25 protein-coding genes are annotated in these 24,004 nt (G+C 65.5%); 17 read left to right on the forward strand and 8 right to left on the reverse strand.

Translation table 11 applies throughout. The annotated features are described in order from the left end of the window. The gene (locus ACIBW7_RS17635) at positions 1–642 is read left to right on the forward strand and encodes a DUF305 domain-containing protein (RefSeq protein WP_397047363.1); all 642 of its coding nucleotides are present in this window, start codon (positions 1–3) and stop codon (positions 640–642) included. A gap of 79 nt (positions 643–721) precedes the next feature. After that, positions 722–1,501 (forward strand): PaaI family thioesterase, encoded by a 780-nt coding sequence (locus ACIBW7_RS17640; protein ID WP_397047365.1) that lies wholly within the window; start codon positions 722–724, stop codon positions 1,499–1,501. A gap of 8 nt (positions 1,502–1,509) precedes the next feature. Here ACIBW7_RS17640 and ACIBW7_RS17645 read toward each other — a convergent pair whose 3' ends face one another. From ACIBW7_RS17645 to ACIBW7_RS17655, 3 genes are read right to left on the reverse strand one after another with little or no spacing between them, the layout of a single operon-like run. Next, positions 1,510–2,526, reverse strand: a complete 1,017-nt coding sequence (locus tag ACIBW7_RS17645; RefSeq protein WP_397047367.1) for a hypothetical protein — start codon at positions 2,524–2,526, stop codon at positions 1,510–1,512. Further along, the gene (locus ACIBW7_RS17650; RefSeq protein WP_397047369.1) at positions 2,523–3,857 is read right to left on the reverse strand and encodes a Dyp-type peroxidase; all 1,335 of its coding nucleotides are present in this window, start codon (positions 3,855–3,857) and stop codon (positions 2,523–2,525) included. Before ACIBW7_RS17650 ends, ACIBW7_RS17645 begins: the two co-directional genes overlap by 4 nt. A gap of 11 nt (positions 3,858–3,868) precedes the next feature. Continuing rightward, complete coding sequence (locus ACIBW7_RS17655) at positions 3,869–4,429, reverse strand: hypothetical protein (protein WP_397047370.1); 561 nt, start codon at positions 4,427–4,429, stop codon at positions 3,869–3,871. 208 nt (positions 4,430–4,637) lie between these two features. Between ACIBW7_RS17655 and ACIBW7_RS17660 the strand changes: the two genes are divergently transcribed. Both ACIBW7_RS17660 and ACIBW7_RS17665 read left to right on the forward strand, forming a co-directional pair. After that, the gene (locus ACIBW7_RS17660; RefSeq protein ID WP_397047372.1) at positions 4,638–5,300 is read left to right on the forward strand and encodes a hypothetical protein; all 663 of its coding nucleotides are present in this window, start codon (positions 4,638–4,640) and stop codon (positions 5,298–5,300) included. 43 nt (positions 5,301–5,343) lie between these two features. Next, complete coding sequence (locus ACIBW7_RS17665; RefSeq protein WP_397047374.1) at positions 5,344–5,829, forward strand: hypothetical protein; 486 nt, start codon at positions 5,344–5,346, stop codon at positions 5,827–5,829. A gap of 32 nt (positions 5,830–5,861) precedes the next feature. Here the strand turns inward: ACIBW7_RS17665 and ACIBW7_RS17670 are convergent, their stop codons facing one another. Both ACIBW7_RS17670 and ACIBW7_RS17675 read right to left on the reverse strand, forming a co-directional pair. Next, complete coding sequence (locus tag ACIBW7_RS17670) at positions 5,862–6,416, reverse strand: hypothetical protein (RefSeq protein WP_397047376.1); 555 nt, start codon at positions 6,414–6,416, stop codon at positions 5,862–5,864. A 422-nt stretch (positions 6,417–6,838) separates the two neighbouring features. Then, positions 6,839–9,022, reverse strand: a complete 2,184-nt coding sequence (locus ACIBW7_RS17675) for a malate synthase G (RefSeq protein WP_397047378.1) — start codon at positions 9,020–9,022, stop codon at positions 6,839–6,841. Between the two features lie 156 nt (positions 9,023–9,178). Between ACIBW7_RS17675 and ACIBW7_RS17680 the strand changes: the two genes are divergently transcribed. The 4 genes from ACIBW7_RS17680 to ACIBW7_RS17695 are packed head-to-tail and all read left to right on the forward strand — an operon-like array spanning position 9,179 to position 12,892. Next, positions 9,179–9,928 (forward strand): SDR family NAD(P)-dependent oxidoreductase, encoded by a 750-nt coding sequence (locus ACIBW7_RS17680; RefSeq protein ID WP_397047380.1) that lies wholly within the window; start codon positions 9,179–9,181, stop codon positions 9,926–9,928. Further along, on the forward strand, positions 9,925–10,974 hold the full coding sequence (locus ACIBW7_RS17685) for an alcohol dehydrogenase catalytic domain-containing protein (RefSeq protein ID WP_397047382.1): 1,050 nt from the start codon (positions 9,925–9,927) through the stop codon (positions 10,972–10,974). Before ACIBW7_RS17680 ends, ACIBW7_RS17685 begins: the two co-directional genes overlap by 4 nt. After that, positions 10,971–11,600: a TetR/AcrR family transcriptional regulator gene (locus tag ACIBW7_RS17690; RefSeq protein ID WP_397047384.1), complete on the forward strand. Its 630-nt coding sequence runs from the start codon at positions 10,971–10,973 to the stop codon at positions 11,598–11,600. The genes ACIBW7_RS17685 and ACIBW7_RS17690 overlap by 4 nt, the downstream gene beginning before the upstream one ends. Before the next feature lie 2 nt (positions 11,601–11,602). After that, the gene (locus ACIBW7_RS17695) at positions 11,603–12,892 is read left to right on the forward strand and encodes an acyl-CoA dehydrogenase family protein (RefSeq protein WP_397047386.1); all 1,290 of its coding nucleotides are present in this window, start codon (positions 11,603–11,605) and stop codon (positions 12,890–12,892) included. Positions 12,893–12,897: 5 nt separating this feature from the next. On the opposite strand, the gene ACIBW7_RS17700 is transcribed toward ACIBW7_RS17695, so the two are convergent. Further along, positions 12,898–13,389 carry a DUF4232 domain-containing protein gene (locus tag ACIBW7_RS17700; protein WP_397048158.1) on the reverse strand — a complete coding sequence of 164 codons (492 nt, stop codon included), beginning with the start codon at positions 13,387–13,389 and terminating at the stop codon, positions 12,898–12,900. 324 nt (positions 13,390–13,713) lie between these two features. Here ACIBW7_RS17700 and ACIBW7_RS17705 point away from each other — a divergent pair, with 324 nt between their 5' ends. Further along, positions 13,714–13,944 (forward strand): hypothetical protein, encoded by a 231-nt coding sequence (locus ACIBW7_RS17705; protein ID WP_397047388.1) that lies wholly within the window; start codon positions 13,714–13,716, stop codon positions 13,942–13,944. Between the two features lie 3 nt (positions 13,945–13,947). On the opposite strand, the gene ACIBW7_RS17710 is transcribed toward ACIBW7_RS17705, so the two are convergent. Next, a complete protein-coding gene (locus ACIBW7_RS17710; RefSeq protein WP_397047390.1) occupies positions 13,948–14,628 on the reverse strand; it encodes a winged helix-turn-helix transcriptional regulator in 681 nt (226 codons plus the stop codon). Between the two features lie 91 nt (positions 14,629–14,719). Between ACIBW7_RS17710 and ACIBW7_RS17715 the strand changes: the two genes are divergently transcribed. The 8 genes from ACIBW7_RS17715 (at position 14,720) to ACIBW7_RS17750 (ending at position 20,861) form a co-directional block, all read left to right on the forward strand. Continuing rightward, positions 14,720–15,853, forward strand: coding sequence for an acyl-CoA dehydrogenase family protein (locus tag ACIBW7_RS17715; RefSeq protein WP_397047392.1), 1,134 nt, complete (start codon positions 14,720–14,722; stop codon positions 15,851–15,853). A 372-nt stretch (positions 15,854–16,225) separates the two neighbouring features. Then, positions 16,226–17,131, forward strand: coding sequence for a cutinase family protein (locus tag ACIBW7_RS17720; RefSeq protein WP_397047394.1), 906 nt, complete (start codon positions 16,226–16,228; stop codon positions 17,129–17,131). A 36-nt stretch (positions 17,132–17,167) separates the two neighbouring features. Further along, on the forward strand, positions 17,168–17,314 hold the full coding sequence (locus ACIBW7_RS17725) for a hypothetical protein (RefSeq protein ID WP_397047396.1): 147 nt from the start codon (positions 17,168–17,170) through the stop codon (positions 17,312–17,314). 51 nt (positions 17,315–17,365) lie between these two features. Further along, positions 17,366–17,911, forward strand: a complete 546-nt coding sequence (locus ACIBW7_RS17730; RefSeq protein WP_397047398.1) for an HNH endonuclease — start codon at positions 17,366–17,368, stop codon at positions 17,909–17,911. A gap of 27 nt (positions 17,912–17,938) precedes the next feature. Beyond that, a complete protein-coding gene (locus ACIBW7_RS17735) occupies positions 17,939–18,208 on the forward strand; it encodes a WhiB family transcriptional regulator (RefSeq protein WP_357475418.1) in 270 nt (89 codons plus the stop codon). An 84-nt stretch (positions 18,209–18,292) separates the two neighbouring features. Then, positions 18,293–19,957: a VWA domain-containing protein gene (locus ACIBW7_RS17740; RefSeq protein WP_397047400.1), complete on the forward strand. Its 1,665-nt coding sequence runs from the start codon at positions 18,293–18,295 to the stop codon at positions 19,955–19,957. A 4-nt stretch (positions 19,958–19,961) separates the two neighbouring features. Continuing rightward, positions 19,962–20,132 (forward strand): hypothetical protein, encoded by a 171-nt coding sequence (locus tag ACIBW7_RS17745; protein ID WP_397047402.1) that lies wholly within the window; start codon positions 19,962–19,964, stop codon positions 20,130–20,132. A 48-nt stretch (positions 20,133–20,180) separates the two neighbouring features. Continuing rightward, positions 20,181–20,861, forward strand: a complete 681-nt coding sequence (locus ACIBW7_RS17750; RefSeq protein ID WP_397047404.1) for a hypothetical protein — start codon at positions 20,181–20,183, stop codon at positions 20,859–20,861. Between the two features lie 267 nt (positions 20,862–21,128). Here ACIBW7_RS17750 and gcvP read toward each other — a convergent pair whose 3' ends face one another. Then, positions 21,129–23,948 (reverse strand): aminomethyl-transferring glycine dehydrogenase, encoded by a 2,820-nt coding sequence (gene gcvP / locus ACIBW7_RS17755; protein ID WP_397047406.1) that lies wholly within the window; start codon positions 23,946–23,948, stop codon positions 21,129–21,131. Positions 23,949–24,004 lie beyond the last annotated feature (56 nt).

The raw sequence follows: 24,004 nt of genomic DNA on the forward strand, positions 1-24,004 counted from the left end.
GTGTCCCGTTGGTTCCGAGTCGCGGCACTTGTCTGCGTTGCGTTCGTCCTGGTTGTGCTCGGCGCGGCGCTGCGGCCGCTCGTGTTGCCGGAACAGCATACGACCGCATCGGTTCTCAACGCGGTCGAGATCGGATTCGCGCAGGATATGACCGCGCATCACCAACAGGCGCTGATCATGGTGCAGCGCCTGGATCGTGACGTGGACCCGACCGTGCTGCGGCTGGCGCAACAGCTTTCGGACGCGCAGCGCATCGAGATCGGGACCATGCTCGGGTGGCTGCGGCTGGCCGATGCGTCGCCGCTGTCGTCGCATCCGATGGCGTGGATGCACGCCGATGCGGCTGTGTCGCAACATCATCCGAGCGTGGGCCAGTCGACCGGCGATGCGATGCCGGGTATGGCGACTGCCGCCGAACTCGACGCCCTGTCCGCCGCCCGCGGTCACGACGCCGAAATACTGTTCCTGCAATTGATGTTCCGTCATCATCAAGGCGGACTGGTGATGGCTCGTGCCGCCGACGAGCTTCTGACCTCTGGCCCGGTCAAGGAAACCGCGCGCTCGATGTTCCAGAGCCAGAGCCAGGAGGCCGGTGTGATCAGCGTGCTGCTCACCCAGCTCGGTGGTCAGGCCACGCACTAGCCGGCGCGCCCCCGTTATCGGATGCGGGTCGGACACGCGACGGAAAGTGAACAGCTGTAGTTTCACTACGAAGATTCCGATGCGTCCGAATCCGGAGGTACGGTCGATCCAGATCGGCGGCACAGAAAGGCTCGAGCGACACGTGATCCAGACCGAGACAGTCACCGTCCCCGAACACGTGCACGGATATCCCGGCGTCGCGTTCGGCGGCTACGTCGCGGGCCTGCTGGCCGGGCCGTGCGAGGCCACCGAGATACGCGTCGACTTCCGCGCCAGAGTGCCGCTGGAGGACCCGATGTCATTGCGCCCCACCAGATCCGGTGGCTATGCGCTGACCGATGCCGACGGCGCGCTACTCGCCGAATCAACTCCGACGGCGCTCGCCATCGATCCGCCCCCAGCTCCGAGCTGGGCCGAGGCGAAGGCCGTCACCGACGCGGCAATGGTGTCGCGCCGCGTCACCGACTGCTATGGCTGCGGCGCCGCCTGCGCACCCGGCCGCGGCCTGCGCCTACTCACCTGGGACACACCCGATCACGACCTCGTCATCGCCGCCTGGACTCCGGATCCACGCCTGGCCGACGAATCCGGCCGACTCCCACCGGAAGTCGTCTGGGCCGCTCTCGACTGCCCCGGCGGCTGGACCGCCATGCGCAAACAAGGCATGGGCTTCGGCGGCGTAACCGCGGCCCTCACCGCCACCCAACTGCACCCCGTATACCCCGGCTCCCCCTACATCTCCTACGCCTGGCCCATCAGCCACCAAGGCCGCAAACACACCGTCGGCAGCGCACTCGCCACCCCCGCCGGCGATCTCTGCGCGGTAGCCGAAGCGCTCTGGATCCAACCCAAACCCTGAACCAGTGGTCACTTCATGGTGGCCAGATTGTGCCAGAGGTTGCGGAGGCTGTCGGTCCCGCCGAACAGCGTGGTGAAGTTAGTGGAGTCGATGAGCACGATATCGCCGGCTCGTCTGTCGGCGGGTGGCATCCAGACCAACGCATTGAATTCCGTATTGCCGGCGGCGGTGAAGGGATGGGGTCGCTGGGGGTCGACACGCTGGCGGCCCAGGACACGTAGCGAGTCGGATTCCGGCGCGGTGAGCTCGTAGTGCGGTAGATGGGGGTGGAAGTTGAATGTCGTCACGTTGTCCAGTAGCCGGGGCATGTCGAGATCGCGGAACCCGGTCAAGGGTGCGATCTCGTCGGTGCCGTCGACGACCGCGGGTCGCAAACCCCATTTGTTGTGCACCGGAACATCGAGGGCATGCATGAGCGAGCGTGTGTACTGGCCGAATCGTTGCTGCCGCGGCACCAGTGGGTCGCCGTGATGCTCGTATTCCATTTGTCGCTGCGCATAGTTGTCGGTGCACCCGACGTCGTGGTGCGGCGCCAGCAGCAGGCAGGTGCCTTCGCGTTGCAGCCAGTCGCGGATCGCCTCGATCTCGTCCGAGGCGGCTTGCTGCTCGGAGAGGACGTGATCGAGCCCGAACACCATCAGGGTGTCGGTGTCGGCCAGGATCCGCTCGTCGATCGGCAAGGTGTAGCCGGCCTGATCGATGCGCTGGAACACCGCGACTGGGTGACCAGTGGCCTCTTCGGCCAGGTGCTGAAACGCCAGCGTCGAGCGATGGAACAGCTCCAACGTGCCGGCAATGCCCTGCAGGAAGTGCGCGGCGTCGTACTCCGGAGTCTCGTAGCCCGGCCACAGTGCGTTGCGGACCTCGGTCATCGTCGAGAAGCGGTTGTATATCTCGGCGGGATCGCGTTGGGCCTCCCATGGATAGCTCCACGTCCAGTAGATGCTCATCCGCCGGCGCCCGTCGTGATTGCGCGGAATGTGGCTCTGGTTGTAGGTACGTGCCGGCGGGAGAGTGCTGCTCATGGTGTCGCCTCTCGACTGTCGAGCGTGGCCAGGTATCGCAGAGCGCTGATGCTCGGGAGGAAGAAGTACGCGCCACCCCTGAGCGTGGTGAAGGCCGGCAGTCCCTTGTGCACCTCGCGGATGGGCCGCTTGGGGATCGTGAAGTCGAGGGTGCCGTCCTGGGTTCCGCAGATAGGATCGTGTTCGTTGCCGAGCTCGTGGAATGTCTTGTCGTTGATCCAGACGTTCTGGGCGAACTCGAACTGGCGAACCAGGCTGGCGCAGATGATGAACGCGGCGATCCCGCGGTCCACTCCGTCGTCGGGGGCATCCTCGGGTAGCGCGGGCCCGTAGGTAGCGCCGCGGCGAATCATCCTGCGGCGGTTCATATTCACCGCGGTGCCACGGGGATTCAGGCGCCGCGCATGCGCACCGACTGGTACCGCGTAGCCGTGCGGATCCATTTCCTTGTAGTCGAAGTCGTTGTTGCGCATGGGATCCGCGCCCAGCGCGGGATCATCCCGGTCCGGTGCCAGCACCAGGGGGGCGCCGCTGCGCCAGCGCCCCATGAGCTTGGCAGCGAGCAACTCCTGGCCGTCCGGTGTGTCCGCGTGCTCGCGCAGATAATTCCGAAACGCGCCGACGTGTTCCTGTAGCCGCCGGTAGGCCATATAGCTCCCGTTGCGGAACAACACCTCCGGCTGTGGCAGCGCTCGCGCCGGCCCCTCCTCGTCGGGGTAGCCCAAAATGAATTCCCCGGGTTGCAGCGCCGCCCCCGAGCCGGGAGTCGGTGCCTCGCCGGATCCGGCGATCACCGGCTGGGACAACCGATCTCGGAACCCGAAATGATCATGGGCGTAGTCGAAGGGCGGCGTCGCGTTCAGATCGAGGAACGACAACACGCGCACACCGGAGCAACGGGCGACCAGTTTGTGGTGTTCGGTGGTGCAGCGCTGGTGCTCGGCATCGGTGCGGGCGAACAGGATCGCGATGGCGTGCAGATCGTCATCGGCCAGCCTGCCTACCCAGTTGTCGGGCGAACAAGCGCCCGTGTCACCCAGGATGTCGGCGCGTGCGGCCATCCCTTCGCGGAACTCGTCCGGGAAGGTGACGAGCGTTTCCTCCGGCACGCCGAGTGCCCGCAGTCCGCGCCAGGTGAAGGCCAGCGTGACCCAGCGGTCGGAACTGTCCATCGTGGCGCGCACGTCGGCCGCCGATTGCACGCGGTCGACCAGCGGCGTCAACCAAGCCCGAGCCCCGACGGGATCATCGAAGGACAGAAACTCGTAGCGGCCCGTCATCGCCGGGGTCCGGGTCAGCATGATGTGCTGAATATCGTCGAGTTCCAGCATGGGCCAAGGGATTACTGCATCTGGTCGAGCATATCGGAGAACGCCGCCTTCAGCCGCAGCGCCTTTTTGATCTCGTCGGCGGTGACGTAGGGATACTCGCCGTATTCGAGGAAGCTCGGAAACTGGTGTTCGCGAACAAATTTCACGAACGCCTCCGAATTTTCCTGCCAATCCTCCGGAAATCCCTCGAGATTGGTGAATACCGTGGTGATACCGGTCTGGGAGAACAGGGAAACGGCATCCTCGGTGTATTTGTCGAAGTCGGTGTCGAAAATGCCCTGATATTGGAAATGCAGTCCCGATCCGACGTCGAACAACACCCACCGCAGATAGTGCAGCCGCAGCGGTGCCAGCACATCCGGACCAGCTGCTATCGCATCCTGGATCTGCTTGCCGTATGCGCGAATAGCCTCCTCACGACCCGGTTTCACCTTGGCGATGATCGAGAACCCGTAGCAGGCCGGCGTTCGGGGATAGATCGGACCGTATCTGCCCCGCTCCAGCTCGAAATAGCCCTCTGCCGGGATAGCTATCGCCGCCGGTTTACTCCAGTCGGGCTCGGTCGTCGTCATATCTTCACCCACCTTCCGCACGGCAGTAAGCTGGACTTTCAATATGCTATGCCTCGGCCGGTCCGGCCGAAACCCACACGGCACCGGATACCCGTATGGAATTCAATCGACGACGTCGGTGCGTTGAATTGTGCGCCGTGAACACAACGGGGATAAGACCTGTCCGGAAATCCAGCCCACGGGCGCTCGGATTTGACAGGATGACGGCATGTCGACATCGCCGCAACACCCCGAGCCGGTGCCGCACCGGTTGTCGACACCGCGAGCGGCCGCACTGGCCGGAGTGGTCTTCGCGGTGTTGTTCGGTACAACGCTGATCTTGATCCGTATCGACATGCCCGACGGCATCGAAGGCTCGACTCATTGGCTGAACAGTCAGCAGAATGCGATCAGAACAGCGACGGTGCTCATGCCCTTCGCCGGTATCAGCTTCTTATGGTTCATCGGCGTCGTCCGTGACGGGTTCGGGCGCTACGAGGACCGGTTCTTCCTATCGGTATTCCTCGGCAGCGGGCTGCTGTTCCTAGCGATGATGTTCGTCGGCACCGCCGTCGCCGCCGGTCTGGTGTCCAGCAACACCGGCGGCGCCGACCCGGCCACCCGTGCCGAAGTGGTCGACTTCGGCAAGATGGTCGTGGTTTCGGCGTGCCAGACCTACGCACTGCGGATGGCGGCCGTATTCATGATCTCGCTCGCGACGATTTGGCTGAAGACCGGGCTTATGCCCCGCTGGCTCGCCGGTCTCAGTTATCTGGCGGCCCTGGCACTCCTGGTGGCCAGCGAAACGAGCAGATGGATGACGCTGGCTTTCCCGGCGTGGGTGCTCCTGGTCAGCGTCCTCATCCTGGTTCGCTCCCCATCGCGAACGTGACAAATACCCACCAGGTCTGCGCGACTGTGCGACAGTACCCCTTGTGGACGAGCCAGCTGCTCGCCGTTCGGCCGATCTGGAGATGGTCTACCAGACCGTGGCGGACCGACGTCTGCAATACGAGAACCTCCTCTGGCAGGTTCCCACCCTCAGTCTGACTGCCCAGGCATTCTTGTTCAGTATCGCGATGGGAGCCGCGAACGACGCCATCGCGCGGATAGCCTCGTCGCTGCTCGCGCTGATCGTGTCGATCATCTCGATCATGCTCATGGCGAGCCATCGCCTCTCCGAGCGCAAGGACGCCCGGTGGCTGGAGCGATTCGAACAGCTGCAGATCGGTGCGGGCGCCTGGGGTGCGCACGGCACCGTCTTCGAGACGCAACAGGATGGCGTCGATCTCGAAGTCGGCTGGCTGGACAAATTGATACCGATGCGGCAGATGTTCACGGTATGGGTGGTCGGACTGGCCTGTTTCGGTCTGACCGCAATCTTCATGATTATCCGAACACTGGTCGGTGCCGGGCACTGAGCTGTACAGCGATGGCGGCCTCGGCCGATCCGTCAGGTGTTTTCCACGAAGCGATACCAGGGACCGTGGAAGGGTTCGTAGCCGATGCCGCCGGGGCCGGCCGGCCCGGTACTCGGGGCGCTGTCCGGGAAGTAAGCGAAGCCTTCGGAATTGGTGGCTCCGCCACTGACGTAGAACAGGCAGGCGCCGTCGCGCCGGGTGATGTAGGTGACGGTGTAGACGCCGAGGCGGGTGCGGTGGCCCGGGTTGGCGCAAGCGGCGGCCTGATCTTCGAGGATGGGGCGAGACAGGCGCCAACCGGTGGTTTCGGGCACTTCGTACCACACCAGCGCGGCGAGGGCGGCGATCAGTAGCGGTGCGGTAAGGCTCACGAGGACAGCGTGATAGCGGATCAGGCCCAGGATGGCGAAGACGATTGCGACCAGCCCGACCACCGAAAGTCCCACCCACAGCAGCACTTTGGCCGGAAAGCTGCCCTGAGTAGCCAATTCCCAGCACAGCGCGGCACAGAGCAATGCGATAACGGTGGTGATCGCGCCCATCCAGAGCTCGAACCACAACGGTGTCGGTCGGGGGCCGCTGCTCATGCCAAAGAAGATACGTCGATCCGCCCTGTCCCCGAAGGGAATCGGCTCACCGTCTGTGGAGATATCTCACCGGGCAGAGGAAACCCCCGGCCTCGGCATCCCATCGAGGGGCCGGGACCGGGGGTCGTCGTATCAGACGTTCAGCTCGGCTATTACAGCGGCGGGAAACCGGCCGAACCGGTGGCCATCCAGTTCCAGAACATCGCCGCGCGATTCACAACCAGGGCGAATACATCAAGGACAACGCTTCCCATAAAACTTCCTCACATCCGACTGTCTCGTGCAGCGCCCAGGGTAACGGATCGTTATGTGGGTCGAAACCGGTCATCCGCCCCCGTCGACGGCCGTCGTGTGGTAGAAGAAACCCCCGCCCGGCACACTCCCGGGCGGGGGATTCACGAGTTGATCAGACGCGCAACGTCTTAGACGCAAGCCAGCGCCTTGGCCTCCCGGCGACGGCGGTGCAGGATCGGCTCGGTGTAGCCGTTCGGCTGCTTGGTGCCCTCCAGCACCAGCTCCTTCGCGGCCTGGAATGCGATGCTGCCCGCGAAGTCCGCCGCCATCGGCCGGTAGTTCGGATCGCCCGCATTCTGCTTGTCGACCACGGGCGCCATCCGCTCCAGGCTGGCCACCACCTCATCCGCGGTGACCACACCGTGGCGCAGCCAGTTCGCCATCAGCTGGCTCGAAATGCGCAGGGTCGCACGGTCTTCCATGAGACCGATATCCCGGATGTCGGGCACCTTGGAGCAGCCGACGCCCTGGTCGATCCAGCGCACCACATAGCCGAGGATGCCCTGGGAGTTGTTGTCCAGCTCCTGGCGCTTCTCCTCCTCGGTCCAGTTCGGCTCGGCCGCGAGCGGGATCTCCAGGATCTGATCGACGGTGGCGCGGCGGCCACCGGCGGCGATCTCCTGCTGCCGTTCGAACACGTCGACCTGGTGGTAGTGCGTCGCATGCAGGGTGGCGGCGGTCGGCGAGGGCACCCAGGCCGTGTTGGCGCCCGCACGCGGGTGGCCGATCTTCTGCTCGAGCATGTCGTGCATCAGATCCGGCATGGCCCACATGCCCTTGCCGATCTGCGCCTTACCGGGCAGGCCGGCGGCCAGACCGGTATCGACGTTCCAGTCCTCGTAGGACAGGATCCACTGCTGGGTCTTCATCTCGGCCTTGCGGACCATCGGCCCGGCCTCCATGGAGGTGTGGATCTCGTCGCCGGTGCGGTCCAGGAAGCCGGTGTTGATGAACACCACGCGCTCGGCGGCGGCCTGGATACAGGCCTTCAGGTTGACCGTGGTGCGGCGCTCCTCGTCCATGATGCCGACCTTGAGGGTGTTGCGGGTCAGGCCGAGGACGTCCTCGATCCGGCCGAACAGCTCGTCGGTGAAGGCGACCTCGTCCGGGCCGTGCATCTTCGGCTTCACGATGTAGACCGAACCGGTGCGGCTGTTTTTGAGCTTCGTATCCCCGAGCAGGCTGTGCTTGGCGATCAGCGAGGTGATCAGGCCGTCCATGATGCCCTCGGGCACCTCATTACCCTCGGCGTCGATGATCGCGTCGGAGGTCATCAGGTGGCCGACATTGCGCACGAACAGCAGCGACCGGCCGTGCAGCACCAGCTCACCACCGCCGAGCGCGGTGTAGACGCGGTCCGGGTTCATGGTGCGGGTGAAGGTCTTGTCGCCCTTGGTCACCTTCTCCGCCAGCTCGCCCTTCATCAGGCCGAGCCAGTTGTGGTAGCAGAGCACCTTGTCCTCGGCGTCCACCGCGGCGACCGAATCTTCGAAGTCCATGATGGTGGTGACCGCGGACTCCAGCACCACATCCTTGACACCCGCCGGATCGGTCTTGCCGATCGGCGAGGCCGGATCGATCTGGATGTCGATGTGCAAACCGTTGTGCTTCAGCAGGATCGAGGTCGGCGAGGCCGGATCGCCCAGGTACCCGACCAGTTCCGCGCCATCGGCGGCCAGCGTGGTGACCTCGTCGTTGCTCAGCGTGACTGCCAGCTTGCCGCCATCGATCGCGTAGTGGGTCGAGGACCGGTGCGAGCCGTTGGCCAGCGGGGCGGCGGTATCGAGGAACTTGCGCGCGAACTCGATCACGCGGCCACCGCGGACCGGGTTGTAGCCGGTGCCCTTCTCGCCGCCGTCGGCCTCGGCGATGGCGTCGGTGCCGTAGAGGGCGTCGTAGAGCGAGCCCCAGCGCGCATTCGCGGCATTGATCGCGAAGCGGGCGTTCATCACCGGCACCACCAGCTGCGGGCCCGCGGTGGTGGCGATCTCGTCGTCCACATTCTCGGTGGCGATCTCGAAGTCGGCGGGCGCCGCGCGCAGGTAGCCGATATCGCCGAGGAAGCTCTTGTAGGCGGCCTTGTCGTAGTTCGCGCCGGGGTGCTCGGCGTGCCAGGCATCGAGCTTGCCCTGGATCTCGTCGCGTTCGGCCAGCAGGGCGCGGTTGCGCGGAGCGAGGTCATTGATGACCTGCTCGGCTCCGGCCCAGAACGCGGCGGAATCTACGCCGGTTCCGGGGAGCGCCTCGTTCTCGATGAACTCGTGGAGAACGCTGGCCACCTGGAGCCCGCCGACCTGAATCCGCTCTGTCATCTACTGCCTCACTTTTGAGAAAGCCGGGTGGGAAAAATCGCAACCAATGTTACCCATCGGTAGTGACGTGACGGTGTGTCGGGGCCTTGATTGTATCGTCCGGCGGAATTAATGTACTGGTTGGAACATTATCGGCAGCCGAAGCAATGGAGCACGATGCCAGGACAGTCGTTAGCGGATAAGGTCGCGCTGGTCACAGGCGGTAGCCGCGGGCTCGGCCGGGAGATGGTGCTCGCCTTCGCCGCGGCCGGGGCGGACGTGGTGATCGCCAGTCGCAAACTCGACGGATGCATCGAGCTGGCCGATGAGGTGAAGAACACCCATGGTCGGCGCGCATTGCCGGTGGCGTGCAATGTCAGCGATTGGGCACAGTGCGATGCGCTGGTCGAGGCGGCCTACGCGGAGTTCGGCAAGGTCGACGTGCTGGTCAACAATGCCGGGATGTCGCTGCTGTATCCGAGCCTGGATCAGGTGAGCGAGGAGATGTTCGACAAGGTGATCGCGGTCAATCTCAAGGGTCCGTTCCGTTTGTCGACCTTGATCGGTACCCGGATGGCCGCCGCCGGTGGCGGGTCGATCATCAATATCTCCTCGATCGAGGCGGCACGACCGGAACCGCTCGCGGTGCCCTATGCGGCCGCCAAGGCCGGATTGGCCAACCTCACCGGCGGACTCGCGCAGAGTTTCGCACCGGCGGTGCGGGTCAACACGATTCAATGTGGTCCGTTCGAGACGGATATTTCCAAGGCATGGCCCGATGAGTTGCGGACGGAGCTGACTCGGCATATGGCCCTCGGGCGGGTCGGGCGCCCGGATGAAATCGTCGGCGCGGCACTGTACTTCGCGACGGACGCCTCGGCGTACTGCACCGGCGCGACCTTGGCACTGGACGGTGGCTGGCGATGAAGGCACTGACTTACGAAGGACCACAACAGATCTCCTACACCGAGGTCCCCGATCCGGTGCTGCCCGGCCGTGACGGGGCCATTGTTCGCGTGACCGCCGCCGGAATCTGCGGTAGTGATCTGCACATCTACGCCGGACACGGCTTCACCGGCGGCACCGGATACAGCGTCGGACACGAGGCGGTCGGCGAGATCGTCGAATTGGGTTCGGATATCCAGGGATTCGCGATCGGCGACCGGGTGCTGGTCTCCGCATCCGTCGGCTGTGATCGCTGCGCGAAGTGCAAGGCAGGCATCGTGGCGGCCTGCGAACGCCATCCGATGCCCGCCGACGCCTGCTACGGACTCGGCGGCTCGCTCGCGGGTGCGCAGGCCGAATATCTCGCGGTCCCCCATGCCGAGGGGAATCTGGTACGGCTGCCGGATACGGTCAGCGATGAGGCGGCGATCGTGCTCACCGACAACGCGCCGACTGCCTGGTACGGTGCGCGCCGCACCCGCATTGCGCCCGGTGAGACCGTGGTGGTGATCGGGCTGGGACCGGTCGGGCTGATGGCCGTGCAGTCGGCATTCGCGATGGGCGCGGCGCGGGTGCTCGGTGTGGATCTGGTGGCCGACCGCCGCAAGCGCGCCGCCGAATTGGGCGCGGAGATAATCGAATCCGACGAACCCAAGACCGTCATCCGCGAAATGCTCAGCGGCGGTGCTGATGTCGCGATCGAGGCGGTCGGCGCCGATGCGACCATCAAGCTCGCCATCAGCGCCGTCGGGCATCGTGGCCGGGTCGGCGTGGTCGGCGTCAGCCATAATCGCGCCTTCCCGTTCCATATGCAGTTGGCGCAGGTCAAGGAGCTCGAATTCCATATCGGACTCTGCTCGATCCAATACGAGCTGCCCGCACTGCTGCGACTCACCGCAGCCGGTCGAATCCGGCCCGAAGCCGTTGTCACACACCGATTCCCGATGTCGAACGGTGCGGAGGCCTACCGCATGTTCGCCGACCGTGCCGACGGGGTTTCCAAAGTCGTCTTGGATCCGCGCCGATGACCGAACTGGCCTCGCCTCGTCGTCGCGGTCGTCCACCGGCCGCGGAGACCACGGCCGAGGCGACCAGGGCACGCATCGTGGCGGCCGCAGTGGAACTGTTCGCCGAGCAGGGCTTCCACGGCACCGGTGTCGCGGAAATCGGTGATCGCGCCGGAGTGCAGCGCGGTGCGCTGTACTACCACATCGGTTCCAAGGAAGAGCTGCTCTGGCAGATCCTGCGCGATTACATCCAGCTCATGCTCACCGATGCACAGCGGATCTCCCGCGGCATCGACGACCCGATCGTCAAGTTGCGCAAGCTGATCCACAGCCACGTCGGGCTGATCATCGAGCACCGCCGCGAGGTCGCCATCCAATTGCGCGACGTCACCGCACTGACCGGTGAGCGCGGCGAAGAATTACAGGAAATGCGTGACGAAATACAGGCCTGCTGGCAGCGCGTCGTCGACGCGGGGCATGCGGCGGGCCTGCTGCGCACCGACGACCACGTGGTCACCAACAGTGTGCTCGGCATGCTGAACATGGTGACCTTCTGGTACCGCCCGCACGGCGGGCGCTCCCCCGACGAAATCGCCGACATTGTGGCGTCCACCGTTCTTCACGGCATCACCGACACGAAAGGCTGACCATGGCTTGGGATTTCGAAACCGATCCGGAGTACCAGCAGAAGTTGGACTGGGCGGCGGAGTTCGTCCGCACCGAGGTGGAGCCCCTCGATCTGCTCTATCCGAATCCCTACGACCGCACCGATACCGAGGCGATGGCGCTGATGCGGCCGCTGAAGGAGAAGGTGAAGCAACAGGGACTGTGGGCCTGCCATCTCGGACCGGAACTGGGCGGCCCCGGCTACGGGCAGCTGAAGCTCGGCCTGCTCAACGAGGTGCTCGGCACCTCGGTGTGGGCGCCGTCGGTATTCGGTTGCCAGGCACCGGATTCCGGTAACGCGGAAATCCTCGCGCACTACGGCACCCAGGAACAGAAGGCCAAGTACCTGGAACCGCTGCTGGCCGGTGAGATCGGGTCCTGCTATGTCATGACCGAACCGACCGGCGGCTCGGATCCGACGCTGTTCAAGACCCGCGCCGTGCGTGACGGCGACTCCTGGGTCATCAACGGCGAGAAGTGGTTCAACTCGAACGCGCAGTTCGCCAGCTTCCATATCGTCATGGTGGTCACGAATCCGGATGTCAGCCCGTACCAGGGCATGTCGATGTTCATCGTGCCCGCCGACGCCCCCGGCCTGGAGATCGTGAAGAACTTCCATGTGCACGGTTTCAGCGAGCACGAGGGACATCTGCGCTTCACCGATGTCCGGGTGCCCGCCGACCACCTGCTCGGCCAGGAGGGTATGGGCTTCATCGTCGCGCAGACCCGCCTCGGCGGCGGTCGGGTGCACCACGCGATGCGCACAGTCGCGTTGGTGCGCAAGGCCTTCGACATGATGGCCGAGCGCGCGGTCTCCCGGCCGATGCGCAAGGGGGCCCTCGCGGGTTTGCAGATGACCCAGGAACGCATCGCCGACAGCTGGATCGAGATGGAGCAGTTCCGCCTGCTCGTCCTGCGCACCGCTTGGCGCATTGATAAGGAGCAGGACTATCTGAAGGTCCGCAAGGACATTGCCGCCATCAAGGTGGCGATGCCGAAGGTGATGCACGATATCGCTCAGCGCGCACTGCATCTGCACGGCGCCATCGGCGTCAGCCAGGACCTCCCGTTCGTCGACATGATGAATTACGCCGAGGTCATGGCGATCGCCGACGGCCCCACCGAGGTCCACAAGATCACCCTCGCCAAGGAGGTCCTGAAGGACTACACCCCGGGCGACCCGGTGTACCCCAGCGGCTACCGCCCCGCCCTGCGCGAACAGGCCCGCGAACTGGTGGCCCGCCGCTTGGAACACATTGTCGGCAACCTCTGAAGTCGCTATTGCGCGGTCACCGGGTGAACGCTCAGCGTGCAGGTGTCGATAGTGGTGCTGACCGCGTGTGTATCGGTCGTGTTCGGGGCGGTGACCAAAAGCTTCGTATACATCGGGCACTGGTTGCCTTCCGCATCGACCGCGCCGCCCTCGACCACAGCCTCGGCATTGTGGTCGTGGTCCAGGACGACGGTCGGTGGCGTATCGATATCGGCCGGAAGACCGCCCAGATAGCCGCGCAATGTGCGCTCGGCGTGCAGGAGCGGCCCGCCGGGGCCGGTATCCACGCCCGGATATCCGGTCAGCGCGCACCCACCGCTGGCACCCACGACCGAGAAAAGCACGCGCACACCGCGGTGGCCCGCGCCGGGCGACATCGGTTCCACGCCGACTATGAGCTGGCTGCCGACGCATGCCGGTATCGGCGGCGACGGCGAAGCCGGTTCGCCGATCGCTCCAGTCGGTTGGCCTGTGGCTGCGGCGCGCGGCCCCGGCACGCGGCTACCGGCGCTGGTCGGTACTGCGGCCGTACCGTGGCCATGATCACCGCCCGCGCAACCGGCCAACGCAAGAACCACGCAGCAGCCAAGCGGCACTAGATATTTCACCGTCGATATCGACATCGGAACACATCCCTTGCGTATTCGATTCGAACTGGTGCCCCACCGATCCGTTGCGGACGCCACTTCCGGAACTCCCCATTCGACACGCGTTCCCCGGAGCAGACGAGCCTGTCGCGCTGTTTATCGGCCGCACCCGTCGAACGTTATCGGTGCGCACCCGAATAACCAGGTCTAACCTGGATGCCCGGAGGTAACCGAGTGATCGCATACGAGGTGCGGCGGGTGCACAGCTGCGAGTTCTGCGGCACCGACGACCAGGCCCTCGGCACCGACAGCTCGTTGGAGCGGGCCAAGTCGATCGCCGAACGCGACGCGGGCCTCGCTCTCGAATGGGCATGGTTCATCGCCGCCGGCGAGTGGCCGCTGAGCGCCGATCCTGGGGACGGCGTCTACCGCTATTACATCTACGCGCGAGCGACTGCCGTGTAAAGGTCACGAGGCGCGCACGACCGGATCCGCATATCCCGCAACGGGACTCAGTCGCAGTACCGACGGCATCCGCCGGGTGAGCGCGGTCGGCCCGGTGAATTCCACTCGGCCGGTTCGCATTGCGTGCGAGAGCGAAATGCGTCCCAGCCAAACCTGGTAGAGCGATTCGACATCGGAGCTGATGGTGACGTCGACCGGATAGCCGGGATCGGCATCGCACACCGAAGGCAGACCCGATTCGATGACGATCCAATAGCGCCGGAAGTCGTCGGTGAACCGCACGCACAACACGTGACGCTTACCGGGAAACGTGGACGTATCCAGCCGGGAGTGCATCCACCACACCAGCAGCCCGGCATCCAGTTCCTCGGGCTGTGGTTCGCCGAAGGTCCAGCGTGCACCCCATTCGCCGAGGCCGAACAGGATCGGCTCCAATTCCCGACCGGCGGCGGTGAGCAGGTATTCGCTGCCCACCTTGTCGATCAGTCCGGCCCGCTCGAATTGGCGCAGCCGCTTGGCGAGCAGGCTGCGCGAAAGCCCGGGCAGACCGCGCGCCAGATCGTTGAAGCGAGTTGTGCCGATGAGCAGATCACGCAGGATGAGCAGCGACCAGCGGTCGCCGAGCACATCGAGTGCACGGGAGATGGGGCAGTACTGGCCGTAACTTGCGGTCGTGCTGGTCATCGTCACCTCGCGAACCAGGGTCCATTTTCTGGACCGGGGAAGTCCACTTTCTGGACTATTCGGTTATCGCGGCTGTTCCTAACTTCGAAACATGACAACTATCTCCCGTGACATCACCACCACCGACTGGATCGCCCTGGCACGCCAGGTAGGGGAAACCCTGCGTGCCGATGTGGCCGCCCGCGACCGCACCGGCGACATCTCCGTCGCCGCCTTCGACCTGCTGCGGGCCTCAGGACTGTCCGCAGCACTCGTTCCCATCGAGTTCGGGGGCGGCGGTGTGTCGCACCGCGAGATGGGCGAGATCCTGCGCGAACTCGGCCGCCACGATCCGTCCACCGCGGTCGCGTTCGCCATGCACACCCACTTGGTCGCCGCGCAGGTCTGGCGGCACAACCACGGCATCGACGCCTCCGCGGTCTTCGGCAAGGTGGCGGCGGGCGCGATCCTGGTCAGCACCGGCGCTTCGGACTGGGTCGAATCCAACGGCCGGGCCGAGCGCGTCGACGGCGGCTTCCGGGTGAGCGCGCGCAAGGCGCCCGCCAGCGGCTGCGAGGTCGGCAATCTGGTGGTGACCAGTATCCGCCGCGGCGATGCGCCGGAGGGACCCCAAGTGCTGCACTTCGCGGTGCCATTGGACGCCCCCGGTATTCGCATCGAAAAGACCTGGGACACTATCGGTTTGCGGGCCAGCGGCTCCCATACCGTGGTCTTCGAGGATGTCTTCGTCCCCGATGCCGCGATCTCGCTGACCCGCCCCGCCGACATGTGGCCCCCGGTGCTGAATGTGGTGATCGGCGCGGCTATGCCGCTGGTAATGGCGGCCTATCTCGGCATCGCCGATGCCGCGGTCGACTTGACCGCCGCACTTGTCGCCGACCGCCCCGAACCGCATACGGTCCAGCTCGCGGGCGAAATGATGAACGCCTACACAACCGCCGCGGATCTGATCGCCGCCATGTTCACCGATTCGGACAATCTGCGCTTCGACAATACCGACGGCTACGGTGCCCACACCCTCAGCCGCAAGACCGTGGCCGCCGACGCACTCGTCGATACCGTCCGACTGGCCATCGAAACCGTTGGCGGCGTGGGCTTTTCGCGCAGCTGCGAGCTGGAGATGTGGTACCGCGACATCCACGGCTGCCTGTTCCACCCGCTGCCGCGGGCCAAGCAGACCCGGTTCACCGGTCGAGTTCTGTTGGGCCACACGCCCATCGGCTGACCCGACCTTCTCGAACGGCATATGCCCGAAGCCGGGACGCACGCCTCCCGATCGGGGTTCAATGGTAAGGCACACGATGATGCACGGGAGGGAGTCGTCGGTGTCCTGATAACCACCACAACCGTGGACGAGGCGGTGACTGCCCCTCGGACACGATGAAGGAGTCGCGCACCCCCTCGCCCGCGGCTCCTTCATCCCGCCGCGCCGGGCGAATCGTCGGCATTGCGCATTGTGTTAAAAATGTTCGGCGTTTGTCACGGGTTGTTCCCGCATCAACCCCTGGTCAGACCGTACGGTTGTCTCCGACGCGACGGCAGGCAGTCGCGTACGGCCCCCGGCCGCTTCGGACCTAGCAAAACCGAGGTGTGGACCATGTTTATGCGCAAGATGATCGGTGCCGTGGCGGGAACCGTCATGGTAGGTGCGGCGGGCGCCGTCGGCGGCGCCGGCGCGGCGTCGGCAGCGCCCGATGGCTGCCCCGACCTGTATGTCGTGGCGGTACCCGGCACGTGGGAGACCTCCGATGCCAATCCCGGCGAGGGCATGCTCGCGACCGTCACCGATAACCTGCCGCGAAATACCAGGACCGACTATGTGACCTACGCGGCGACCGCCTTCCCCTGGGAGACCGATGTTTACGGCCGGTCCAAGCGGCAGGCCATCGACAATGCCCGCGGCCTGGTCACGGCCATGGCCCAGCAGTGCGCCGAGACCAAGATCGCGCTGATCGGCTACAGCCAGGGCGCGGACGCGGCAGGCGATCTCGCCGCCGAAATCGGCACCGGACTGAGTCCCGTTCGGCCCGAACGCATCGCCGCGGTCGGACTCATCTCGGATCCGCGCCGCTCCCCGACCGACGCACTCGTCGGTCCACCGGTCAGTGGCGCCGGCGCGGGCGGCCCGCGCATCGGCGGCTTCGGCTTCCTCAGCCAGAAGACCCGCACCATCTGCGCCGTCGGCGACCTCTACTGTGCCGCACCGCCCACCGACTTCGCGACCCGTCTCGCCGGATTCCTGGCCCAGGCCTCCGATCCCGATCCGGCTCAGCTGTGGCGCTATCAGCAGGAGGCGTTCGCGATCTTCAACGACCTGATGGCGACCGGGGTGGCCCCGCTCATCCAGAACCAGCTCGCCGATCCGGAAATGAACGAGCGCAAGCAGGAATTCGAGCGGTTCTACAACTCGTTCGTGCACCAGAACTATCCGACCTACGTCGTGGATTCCAACGGCGCCACCGCCACCTCGTGGCTGCGGCAGTGGCTGGTCGGTCTGGCCTGAAAAACCCTTCGCCAGCGGTGGGCGCGCTGTGCCACCATGGATTTCGATGATGATCACCCGATTCCGCGGGTGCTCACGAGCATGAGGAAGGAGGCGGCGGCCGTGACCATTGTCGTATCGGGCTTGCGTCGGTATGACGCGCGGGTCGAGCAGGAACTGCGCCGCCTCCCGGCCGGTAACTGACCGACCCTCGCCTTCCGAATCCGCTCGCTCTCTCGAAACATGGTGACTCCCATGACGTTCCACCGTGCCACCGATCCGGTGGTGTCCACTGTCGACAACTGGATACACACCCGGGTTCTGGTGTTGAACGCCAGCTACGAGGCGCTCACCGAGATCAGCGCCGACCGGGCCGTGGTGCTGCTCATGGGCGGCGCCGCCGAGTCGATCGCGGATCGGGAGCCGCATTTCCCGATCCGGTCCAAACACCTCGCGCTCGCGCTGCCGGAGACGATCCGGCTGCTGCGGTACGTATACCTCGACCGTGTGACGCGAGTACACGACGGCAGTCGCGCGACGCCGGCCGGTGTGCTGCGCCGGGACCACCACCGGTGCGGATACTGCGCGTCCTGGGCGCGCACCGTCGACCACATCCGGCCCCGCAGCAGGGGTGGTCCGAACACCTGGGACAACCTGATCGCCGCGTGCGCGCCGTGCAACTCGAGCAAGGCCGACCGGACGCCGGAGGAGGCGGGCATGCGGTTGCTGTGGCAGCCGAAGGCGCCCGACCACCTGGCCAGGCGGCAGCAGCGGATCTGGAAGCAACTGGCCGCCATCTGAGCCGAGCGGGAAAGGAGAAGGCTCGAAATGACCGTCGAATTGGAGACCAGCGCGGTTGTCGATCTGACCGACCTGCTCCCGCTCTCGGATTCCCGAGAGTGGCATCGGGCGGCCTGCCGCGGTGATCCGAATCACGAGGCGTGGTTCCCGTACCCGTCGCAGGACTTCGAGTACGCGCGTGCGGTTTGCGCGGGCTGCCCGATTCGGGATGCCTGCGGGGAATTCGCCGCGCGGACTGGACAGTCCGGAGTCTGGGGCGGACACGAGTTCGACCGCGGACGGATGATCCGCCCCTAGTCGGACGTTCACGCCACGCCGTGCCGGTGCGCCGCACCGGACACACCGGCACGGCAAATCTCGCGTGAACATACACTGAGGATCGTGGGCACACATCGCAGCGGAACCAGGTCCCGGGGCGTCAGCAAAGGTCCGGTTATCGCAGTGGTTGCCGTTTTGCTGCTAGTCGCGGCGGTCTTCGCGTTTTTTCAACTCAGTGATTCCGCCGCGAACCGGGACAAGTCGGCCGCGGCGGAATGTAAGGAGGGGCCGTCGACGCTGTTCGTGACGGTCGATCCGGATATCGCCGATCCGGTGCGGGCCGCGGCGGAGCGCTACAACGCGACCAGTCCGAAGGTGCGCGATCATTGCGCGAAAGTGGTGGTGACGGCCCAGCCGTCGGCGGCGATCGCCGCCGGGTTCACCGCGGGCACACCATGGAACGGTGCGCTCGGTCCGCAGCCGGGGCTGTGGATCGCCGATTCGATGCGGTCCATCGAATCCATGCGGGTGCCCGGCCTGATCGAGGGCACACCCGTGCCGGTTGCGATGAGTCCGATCGTGGTCGCCGTTCCCGAGGATCTGCGGGGTGCGCTCGAGCAAGCCAAGATCACCTGGGCGGATTTGCCACGGCTGCAACAGGGTTCGCTGGATGAACTCGGATTGTCCGGGTGGGGTGGGCTGCGGATGGCACTGCCCGCCGGCGACTCGACCATGGCAGTGGCAGCAGCGGTCGGCTCCGCAGTTTCGGGAACCGATCCACTCACCGATCAAGTCGTGCAGTCCGGTCAGGTTGTCGCGGCGATCTCCGGGCTCGCCGCGAAAGCGCCGCAGGCGGCGGACACCACGGCCGCATTGGCCGCGATCGGTGGGACGAATTCGCCCATTCATGCGGTTGCGGCTACTGAGCAGCAACTGAAAGCTGTTGGTAGTACGTCGGAATTTCGGCCCGCGGGGACGGCACCGGTCGCCGATCATCCTGCTGCGCTCATGTCCGGGGCGTGGGTGGACAAGACCCAGAATCTGATCGCATCGCTGTTCGCCGACTACTTGCGCGCACCCCAACAGTCCTCGGCCTTCACCGCCGCCGGATTCGCCGCGGCACCGGCCACCGCCGCACCCGCCGCGCCGCGGACCGCACTGGACAAGGTGCGTGCCACACTCGCCAACCCTGTGCTCGGCGTGCAGGCTACGGTGCTGCTCGACGTCTCGTCCTCGATGGGCAACAACGACGGATCCGTCACCCGGCTCTCGAATGCACTCGGCGCGCTGCGCTCCACGATGAATGTGATGCCGCCGGACTTCGGACTCGGCGTGTGGACGTTCGGCAAGAACCTCGACGGGACAACGCCGTACAAGATCCAAACGCCCACCGCGCCACTGAACAATCAGCAGCGCACCGCGCTGGATACGGCGCTGGAGGCGGTGAAGCCCACCGAATCCCGTACCGACCAGGCCTATCCGTCACTGATCGCCGCCTACAAGTCGGCTATACGCGGATACACTCCGGGGCTCACCAATTCGGTTCTGCTCATCACCGACGGCCCGGATGACGACTCCACCACTACCGGAGCCAAACTGCTGACCGAACTGACTTCGGCCGCCGATCCGGCCCACCCGGTTCGCATCGATGTGATCGTTATCGGCGGCACCGGCACGGAAACTCTCCAAACCACCGCGCAGCGAACCGGCGGGACGTACACGCGGTTGGCGACGTCGGATGACATCAGCTTCGGAACCGCGGTAATGCATGCGTTGACAACGCCGTGAGTGAGTGATCGCCCGCGGCAATCTCCCCGACATCGTCGATGTCGAGGAGATTGTTCACTTCGCCGTGGCGCCGATCTACCACCGCCGGTTCATCACTCACGAACCGCTGACCACGCAAGACACCCTCCGCGCGGCCGGTGCCGCACCGGCCGCGGCACGCGCCGGTGCGATCTGACGGCCGATCGGGGCACAGCGGAGCACCACGCAATGCAATGATGACCCGGTGACTTCCTGGCTTCCGCTTCTCAGCTCGCTCATCGTCGCCGCCGCGGCGCTCATCGGCGTCCTGATCAACAACCGGACGAACCGCGACGCGATCACCGCGGCCGACGAGCGCAACCGGACCACACTTGATGCCGCACAGCGCAATATCGAGACAACCCACGCCGCCGCGCAACGCAACATCGACAACGCCAACGCCGCCGCAGAAAGCCGCGAACAGGACAAATGGCGACGCGAGTCGATTCTGACCGCGATCTCCTCGGTACTGCTCTCCGCCGCCGACGTCCGCCAAACCCTGTGGGACACCCTCGATTGGAAGGCCGAATCCATCGAGGAGGTGGACAGTTTCGGCAAGGAAGTACAGCAGAGCATCTCCGCGTGCAACGGCTACATCACCCGCCTGCGCGTCCTGTCGAACCCTAAGATCCCGCAGCGCTGCGAAGATCTCCTCCGCACCCTCACCGCAGCCCAGAGCATCACCGTGCAGCGCCTCAAGGTCGAACTCGACCACGAAGCAACCATGGACGACGTCAACGCGATCCGCGCACTGTGGCACAAGGCAATCGCCAACACTGTCCAAGACGAACGCGCCGTCATCGACGCAACGCGGTCGGAACTGGGAATCGAAGCCCTCAGCGAGATACCGGAACTCGAACCCGAGTCCGCGCCGGACCCGGCGTGACTCGCCGCCCTCGGAACACGACACAATCAACTCCGCACCGCCGTCGGCCTTCGCATCCGTCAATGCGAAATGCCGCGGCGGCTCGCTTGCCCATGCCGCCCCGATCATTTGCCGCATCCATCGCTACCGTGCACTGATCGCACGCTGTAGCGCAGCAGGGCGAGGGTCGGTTCGAACAATCAATACCTACGCCAAAGCGGCTGCCGCACAGTGAAGAGGGCTTCCGAGCCACACCTGCAACGGGGTCGAGGTGCGGCTCGGTAGCCGTCAGTACGCGTCCAGCGGCGGGCAGGAGCAGACGAGGTTGCGGTCACCGTAGGCGCCGTCGATGCGCCGCACCGCGGGCCACACCTTGCCCCGCGCCGGATCCAGACCTTGCGGGTACACCGCCACCTCCCGGCTGTACGGGTGGTCCCACTCCCCGACCAGGCAGGCCGCGGTATGCGGCGCACCGCGCAGCGGGTTGTCCTCGACGGGCCACACACCCGCAGCGACCTGATCGATCTCGCCCCGGATCGCTGTCATAGCGAGGATGAATTCGTCCAGCTCGGCGAGATTTTCGCTCTCGGTCGGCTCGACCATCAAGGTGCCCGCCACCGGAAAGCTCATGGTCGGCGCGTGGAATCCGTAGTCCGCCAACCGCTTTGCCACATCGTCGACTGTCACACCGGTCCGCTTGGTGATCTCGCGCAGATCCAGAATGCACTCGTGCGCGACCATCGAATTCTCACCGGTGTACAGCACCGGGAAGTGCTCGTTCAACCGGCGCGCGATGTAGTTGGCCGAGGCAATCGCGGTCAACGTGGCCTTACGCAGGCCATCCGCCCCCATCATCCGGATATAAGCCCAGGTGATCGGCAGGATCGACGCCGAACCGTACTTCGCCGCCGACACCGCGTGCGAACCCGGCTCGAGCGGGTCACCGGGCAGATACGGCGCCAGATGCGAGCGCACCGCCACCGGCCCGACGCCCGGACCGCCACCGCCGTGCGGAATGCAGAAGGTCTTGTGCAGATTCAGATGGCTGACGTCGCCGCCGAACCGGCCCGGACGGGCAAGGCCCACAAGGGCATTCAGATTCGCGCCGTCGACGTACACCTGACCGCCCGCATCATGCACCAGCGCGCACAACTCGGCGACCTCGTGCTCGTACACGCCGTGCGTGGACGGGTAGGTGATCATGATGCAGGCCAGCCGGTCGGCATGGTCGGCGATCTTGGCACGCAGATCGTCGAGGTCCACATCGCCGTTCTCCCGGCACTTCACGACCTCGACGCGCAGCCCCACCATGGTGGCCGAGGCCGCATTGGTGCCGTGCGCACTGGACGGAATGAGGCACGTATCCCGGTGTGTATCACCACGATCCAGGTGATAGCGCCGAATCGCCAACAGCCCGGCGTACTCACCCTGGCTGCCCGCATTCGGCTGCAGGCTCACCTGGTCGTACCCGGTGATGGCCGATAGCCAGCCCTCCAGATCGGTGACCACCCGCAGCAGACCGGGCACATCCTCGACCGGCGCGTACGGATGGACCCGCGCGAAACCGGGCCAGGTGATGGCCTCCATCTCGGCGGTGGCATTGAGCTTCATGGTGCAGGAACCGAGCGGGATCATGCTGCGGTCCAACGCGATGTCCTTATCGGAGAGCCTACGCAGATAGCGCAGCATCGCAGTTTCGGTGTGGTAGCTGGTGAAGGCCGGATGGGTGAGGAATTCCGAGGTGCGGGTCTCGATCGAACCGGCGGTCACGCTCGGCACATCGCCCGGATCGCCGACGCCCGATGGCAGTCCGGTGCTGAAGGATTCGAGCACCGCGGTGACATGCGCCTCGGTGGTGGCCTCGTCACAGGCGATGCCGACGTGATCGGCATCCACCAGCCGCAGGTTGATTCCGCTCGACTTCGCCTTCGCGACAACGGATTCCGCGCCGCCGGGCACGCGCACCAGCAGGGTGTCGAAGAAATTCTCGTGCACCACGACACCATCGAGCCCGGCCGCGATGGCGGCCGCGCGCGCATGAACGCGGCGGGCGATCGCGCGCAGTCCGTCGGCACCGTGGTAGCTCGCGTACATCGCGGCCACAATGGCCAGCAGCACCTGTGCGGTACAGATATTGGAGGTTGCCTTTTCCCGGCGAATGTGCTGCTCACGGGTCTGCAGTGCGAGCCGGTACGCCTTATTGCCATCCGCGTCCACGGAGACGCCGACCAACCGGCCGGGCAGCTGCCGCGCATGCTTGGTGTGCACCGACAGATATCCGGCATGCGGACCGCCGAATCCCATCGGCACCCCCAAGCGCTGTGTGGTGCCGAAGCATACATCCGCGCCCTGCTCGCCCGGCGGCGTAATCAAGGTCAGCGCAAGCAGATCCGCGCCGACCGCCACCAATGCACCACGCTCGTGCGCCGCCTCGATCACCGACCGCCAGTCCACGATCCGTCCCGACGCACCCGGAACCTGAACCAGCACGCCGAAGAACTCGCCCTCGGGCAACTCGCCACCGGACAGATCCGCCGAGACGATCTCGATGCCCAGTGGCTCGGCCCGGGTGGACAGCACGGTCTTGGTCTGCGGGAACAGATCGTCATCGATGAGCAGACGTGCGGACTTGGACTTGCCCGCGCGGCGCAGCAGCGTCATCGCCTCGGCGGCGGCGGTGGCCTCATCCAACATGGACGCGTTGGCCACCTCCATGCCGGTCAGATCCGACACCATGGTCTGGAAATTGAGCAGCGCCTCGAGCCGTCCCTGGCTGATCTCCGGCTGGTACGGCGTGTAGGCGGTGTACCAGGCCGGATTCTCCAGCAGGCTGCGCACCAGCACCGGCGGGGTCAGTGTGTCGTAGTAGCCGAGCCCGATCATCGAGGTGGCGACGGTATTGGTGTGCGCGAGCTCGGCGAGTTCGGTGAGCACCTCATGCTCGGTGGCCGCGGGCGGTAGCACCTCGAGGCCGGAGCCGTCCAGAATGCTCGCCGGCAGCGCCGCGGCGGCGAGCTCGTCCAGCGAGCCGACGCCGACGACGTCCAGAATCCGGGCGAGTTCGCCCCGGTCGGGTCCGATATGGCGGTCGGCGAAAGATCGAGTCACGGCAGCTCCAAGGTCGGGCGGGGTCGACAACAGTGGTCGACGAGTACCAGCCCTCC

This window comes from Nocardia sp. NPDC049526, from assembly GCF_044465765.1.
In the GTDB taxonomy this organism is placed as follows: Bacteria; Actinomycetota; Actinomycetes; order Mycobacteriales; family Mycobacteriaceae; genus Nocardia.

Coding starts and splice junctions, on each gene's coding strand:
- ACIBW7_RS17710 (WP_397047390.1), bottom strand. CDS start 14,628: ATGACCAGCACGACCGCAAGTTACGGCCAGTACTGCCCCATCTCCCGT.
- ACIBW7_RS17660 (WP_397047372.1), top strand. CDS start 4,638: ATGTCGACATCGCCGCAACACCCCGAGCCGGTGCCGCACCGGTTGTCG.
- ACIBW7_RS17650 (WP_397047369.1), bottom strand. CDS start 3,857: ATGCTGGAACTCGACGATATTCAGCACATCATGCTGACCCGGACCCCG.
- ACIBW7_RS17695 (WP_397047386.1), top strand. CDS start 11,603: ATGGCTTGGGATTTCGAAACCGATCCGGAGTACCAGCAGAAGTTGGAC.
- ACIBW7_RS17640 (WP_397047365.1), top strand. CDS start 722: ATGCGTCCGAATCCGGAGGTACGGTCGATCCAGATCGGCGGCACAGAA.
- ACIBW7_RS17720 (WP_397047394.1), top strand. CDS start 16,226: ATGTTTATGCGCAAGATGATCGGTGCCGTGGCGGGAACCGTCATGGTA.
- ACIBW7_RS17675 (WP_397047378.1), bottom strand. CDS start 9,022: ATGACAGAGCGGATTCAGGTCGGCGGGCTCCAGGTGGCCAGCGTTCTC.
- ACIBW7_RS17685 (WP_397047382.1), top strand. CDS start 9,925: ATGAAGGCACTGACTTACGAAGGACCACAACAGATCTCCTACACCGAG.
- ACIBW7_RS17680 (WP_397047380.1), top strand. CDS start 9,179: ATGCCAGGACAGTCGTTAGCGGATAAGGTCGCGCTGGTCACAGGCGGT.
- ACIBW7_RS17715 (WP_397047392.1), top strand. CDS start 14,720: ATGACAACTATCTCCCGTGACATCACCACCACCGACTGGATCGCCCTG.
- ACIBW7_RS17670 (WP_397047376.1), bottom strand. CDS start 6,416: ATGAGCAGCGGCCCCCGACCGACACCGTTGTGGTTCGAGCTCTGGATG.
- ACIBW7_RS17690 (WP_397047384.1), top strand. CDS start 10,971: ATGACCGAACTGGCCTCGCCTCGTCGTCGCGGTCGTCCACCGGCCGCG.
- ACIBW7_RS17725 (WP_397047396.1), top strand. CDS start 17,168: ATGGATTTCGATGATGATCACCCGATTCCGCGGGTGCTCACGAGCATG.
- ACIBW7_RS17730 (WP_397047398.1), top strand. CDS start 17,366: ATGACGTTCCACCGTGCCACCGATCCGGTGGTGTCCACTGTCGACAAC.
- ACIBW7_RS17645 (WP_397047367.1), bottom strand. CDS start 2,526: ATGAGCAGCACTCTCCCGCCGGCACGTACCTACAACCAGAGCCACATT.
- ACIBW7_RS17655 (WP_397047370.1), bottom strand. CDS start 4,429: ATGACGACGACCGAGCCCGACTGGAGTAAACCGGCGGCGATAGCTATC.
- ACIBW7_RS17735 (WP_357475418.1), top strand. CDS start 17,939: ATGACCGTCGAATTGGAGACCAGCGCGGTTGTCGATCTGACCGACCTG.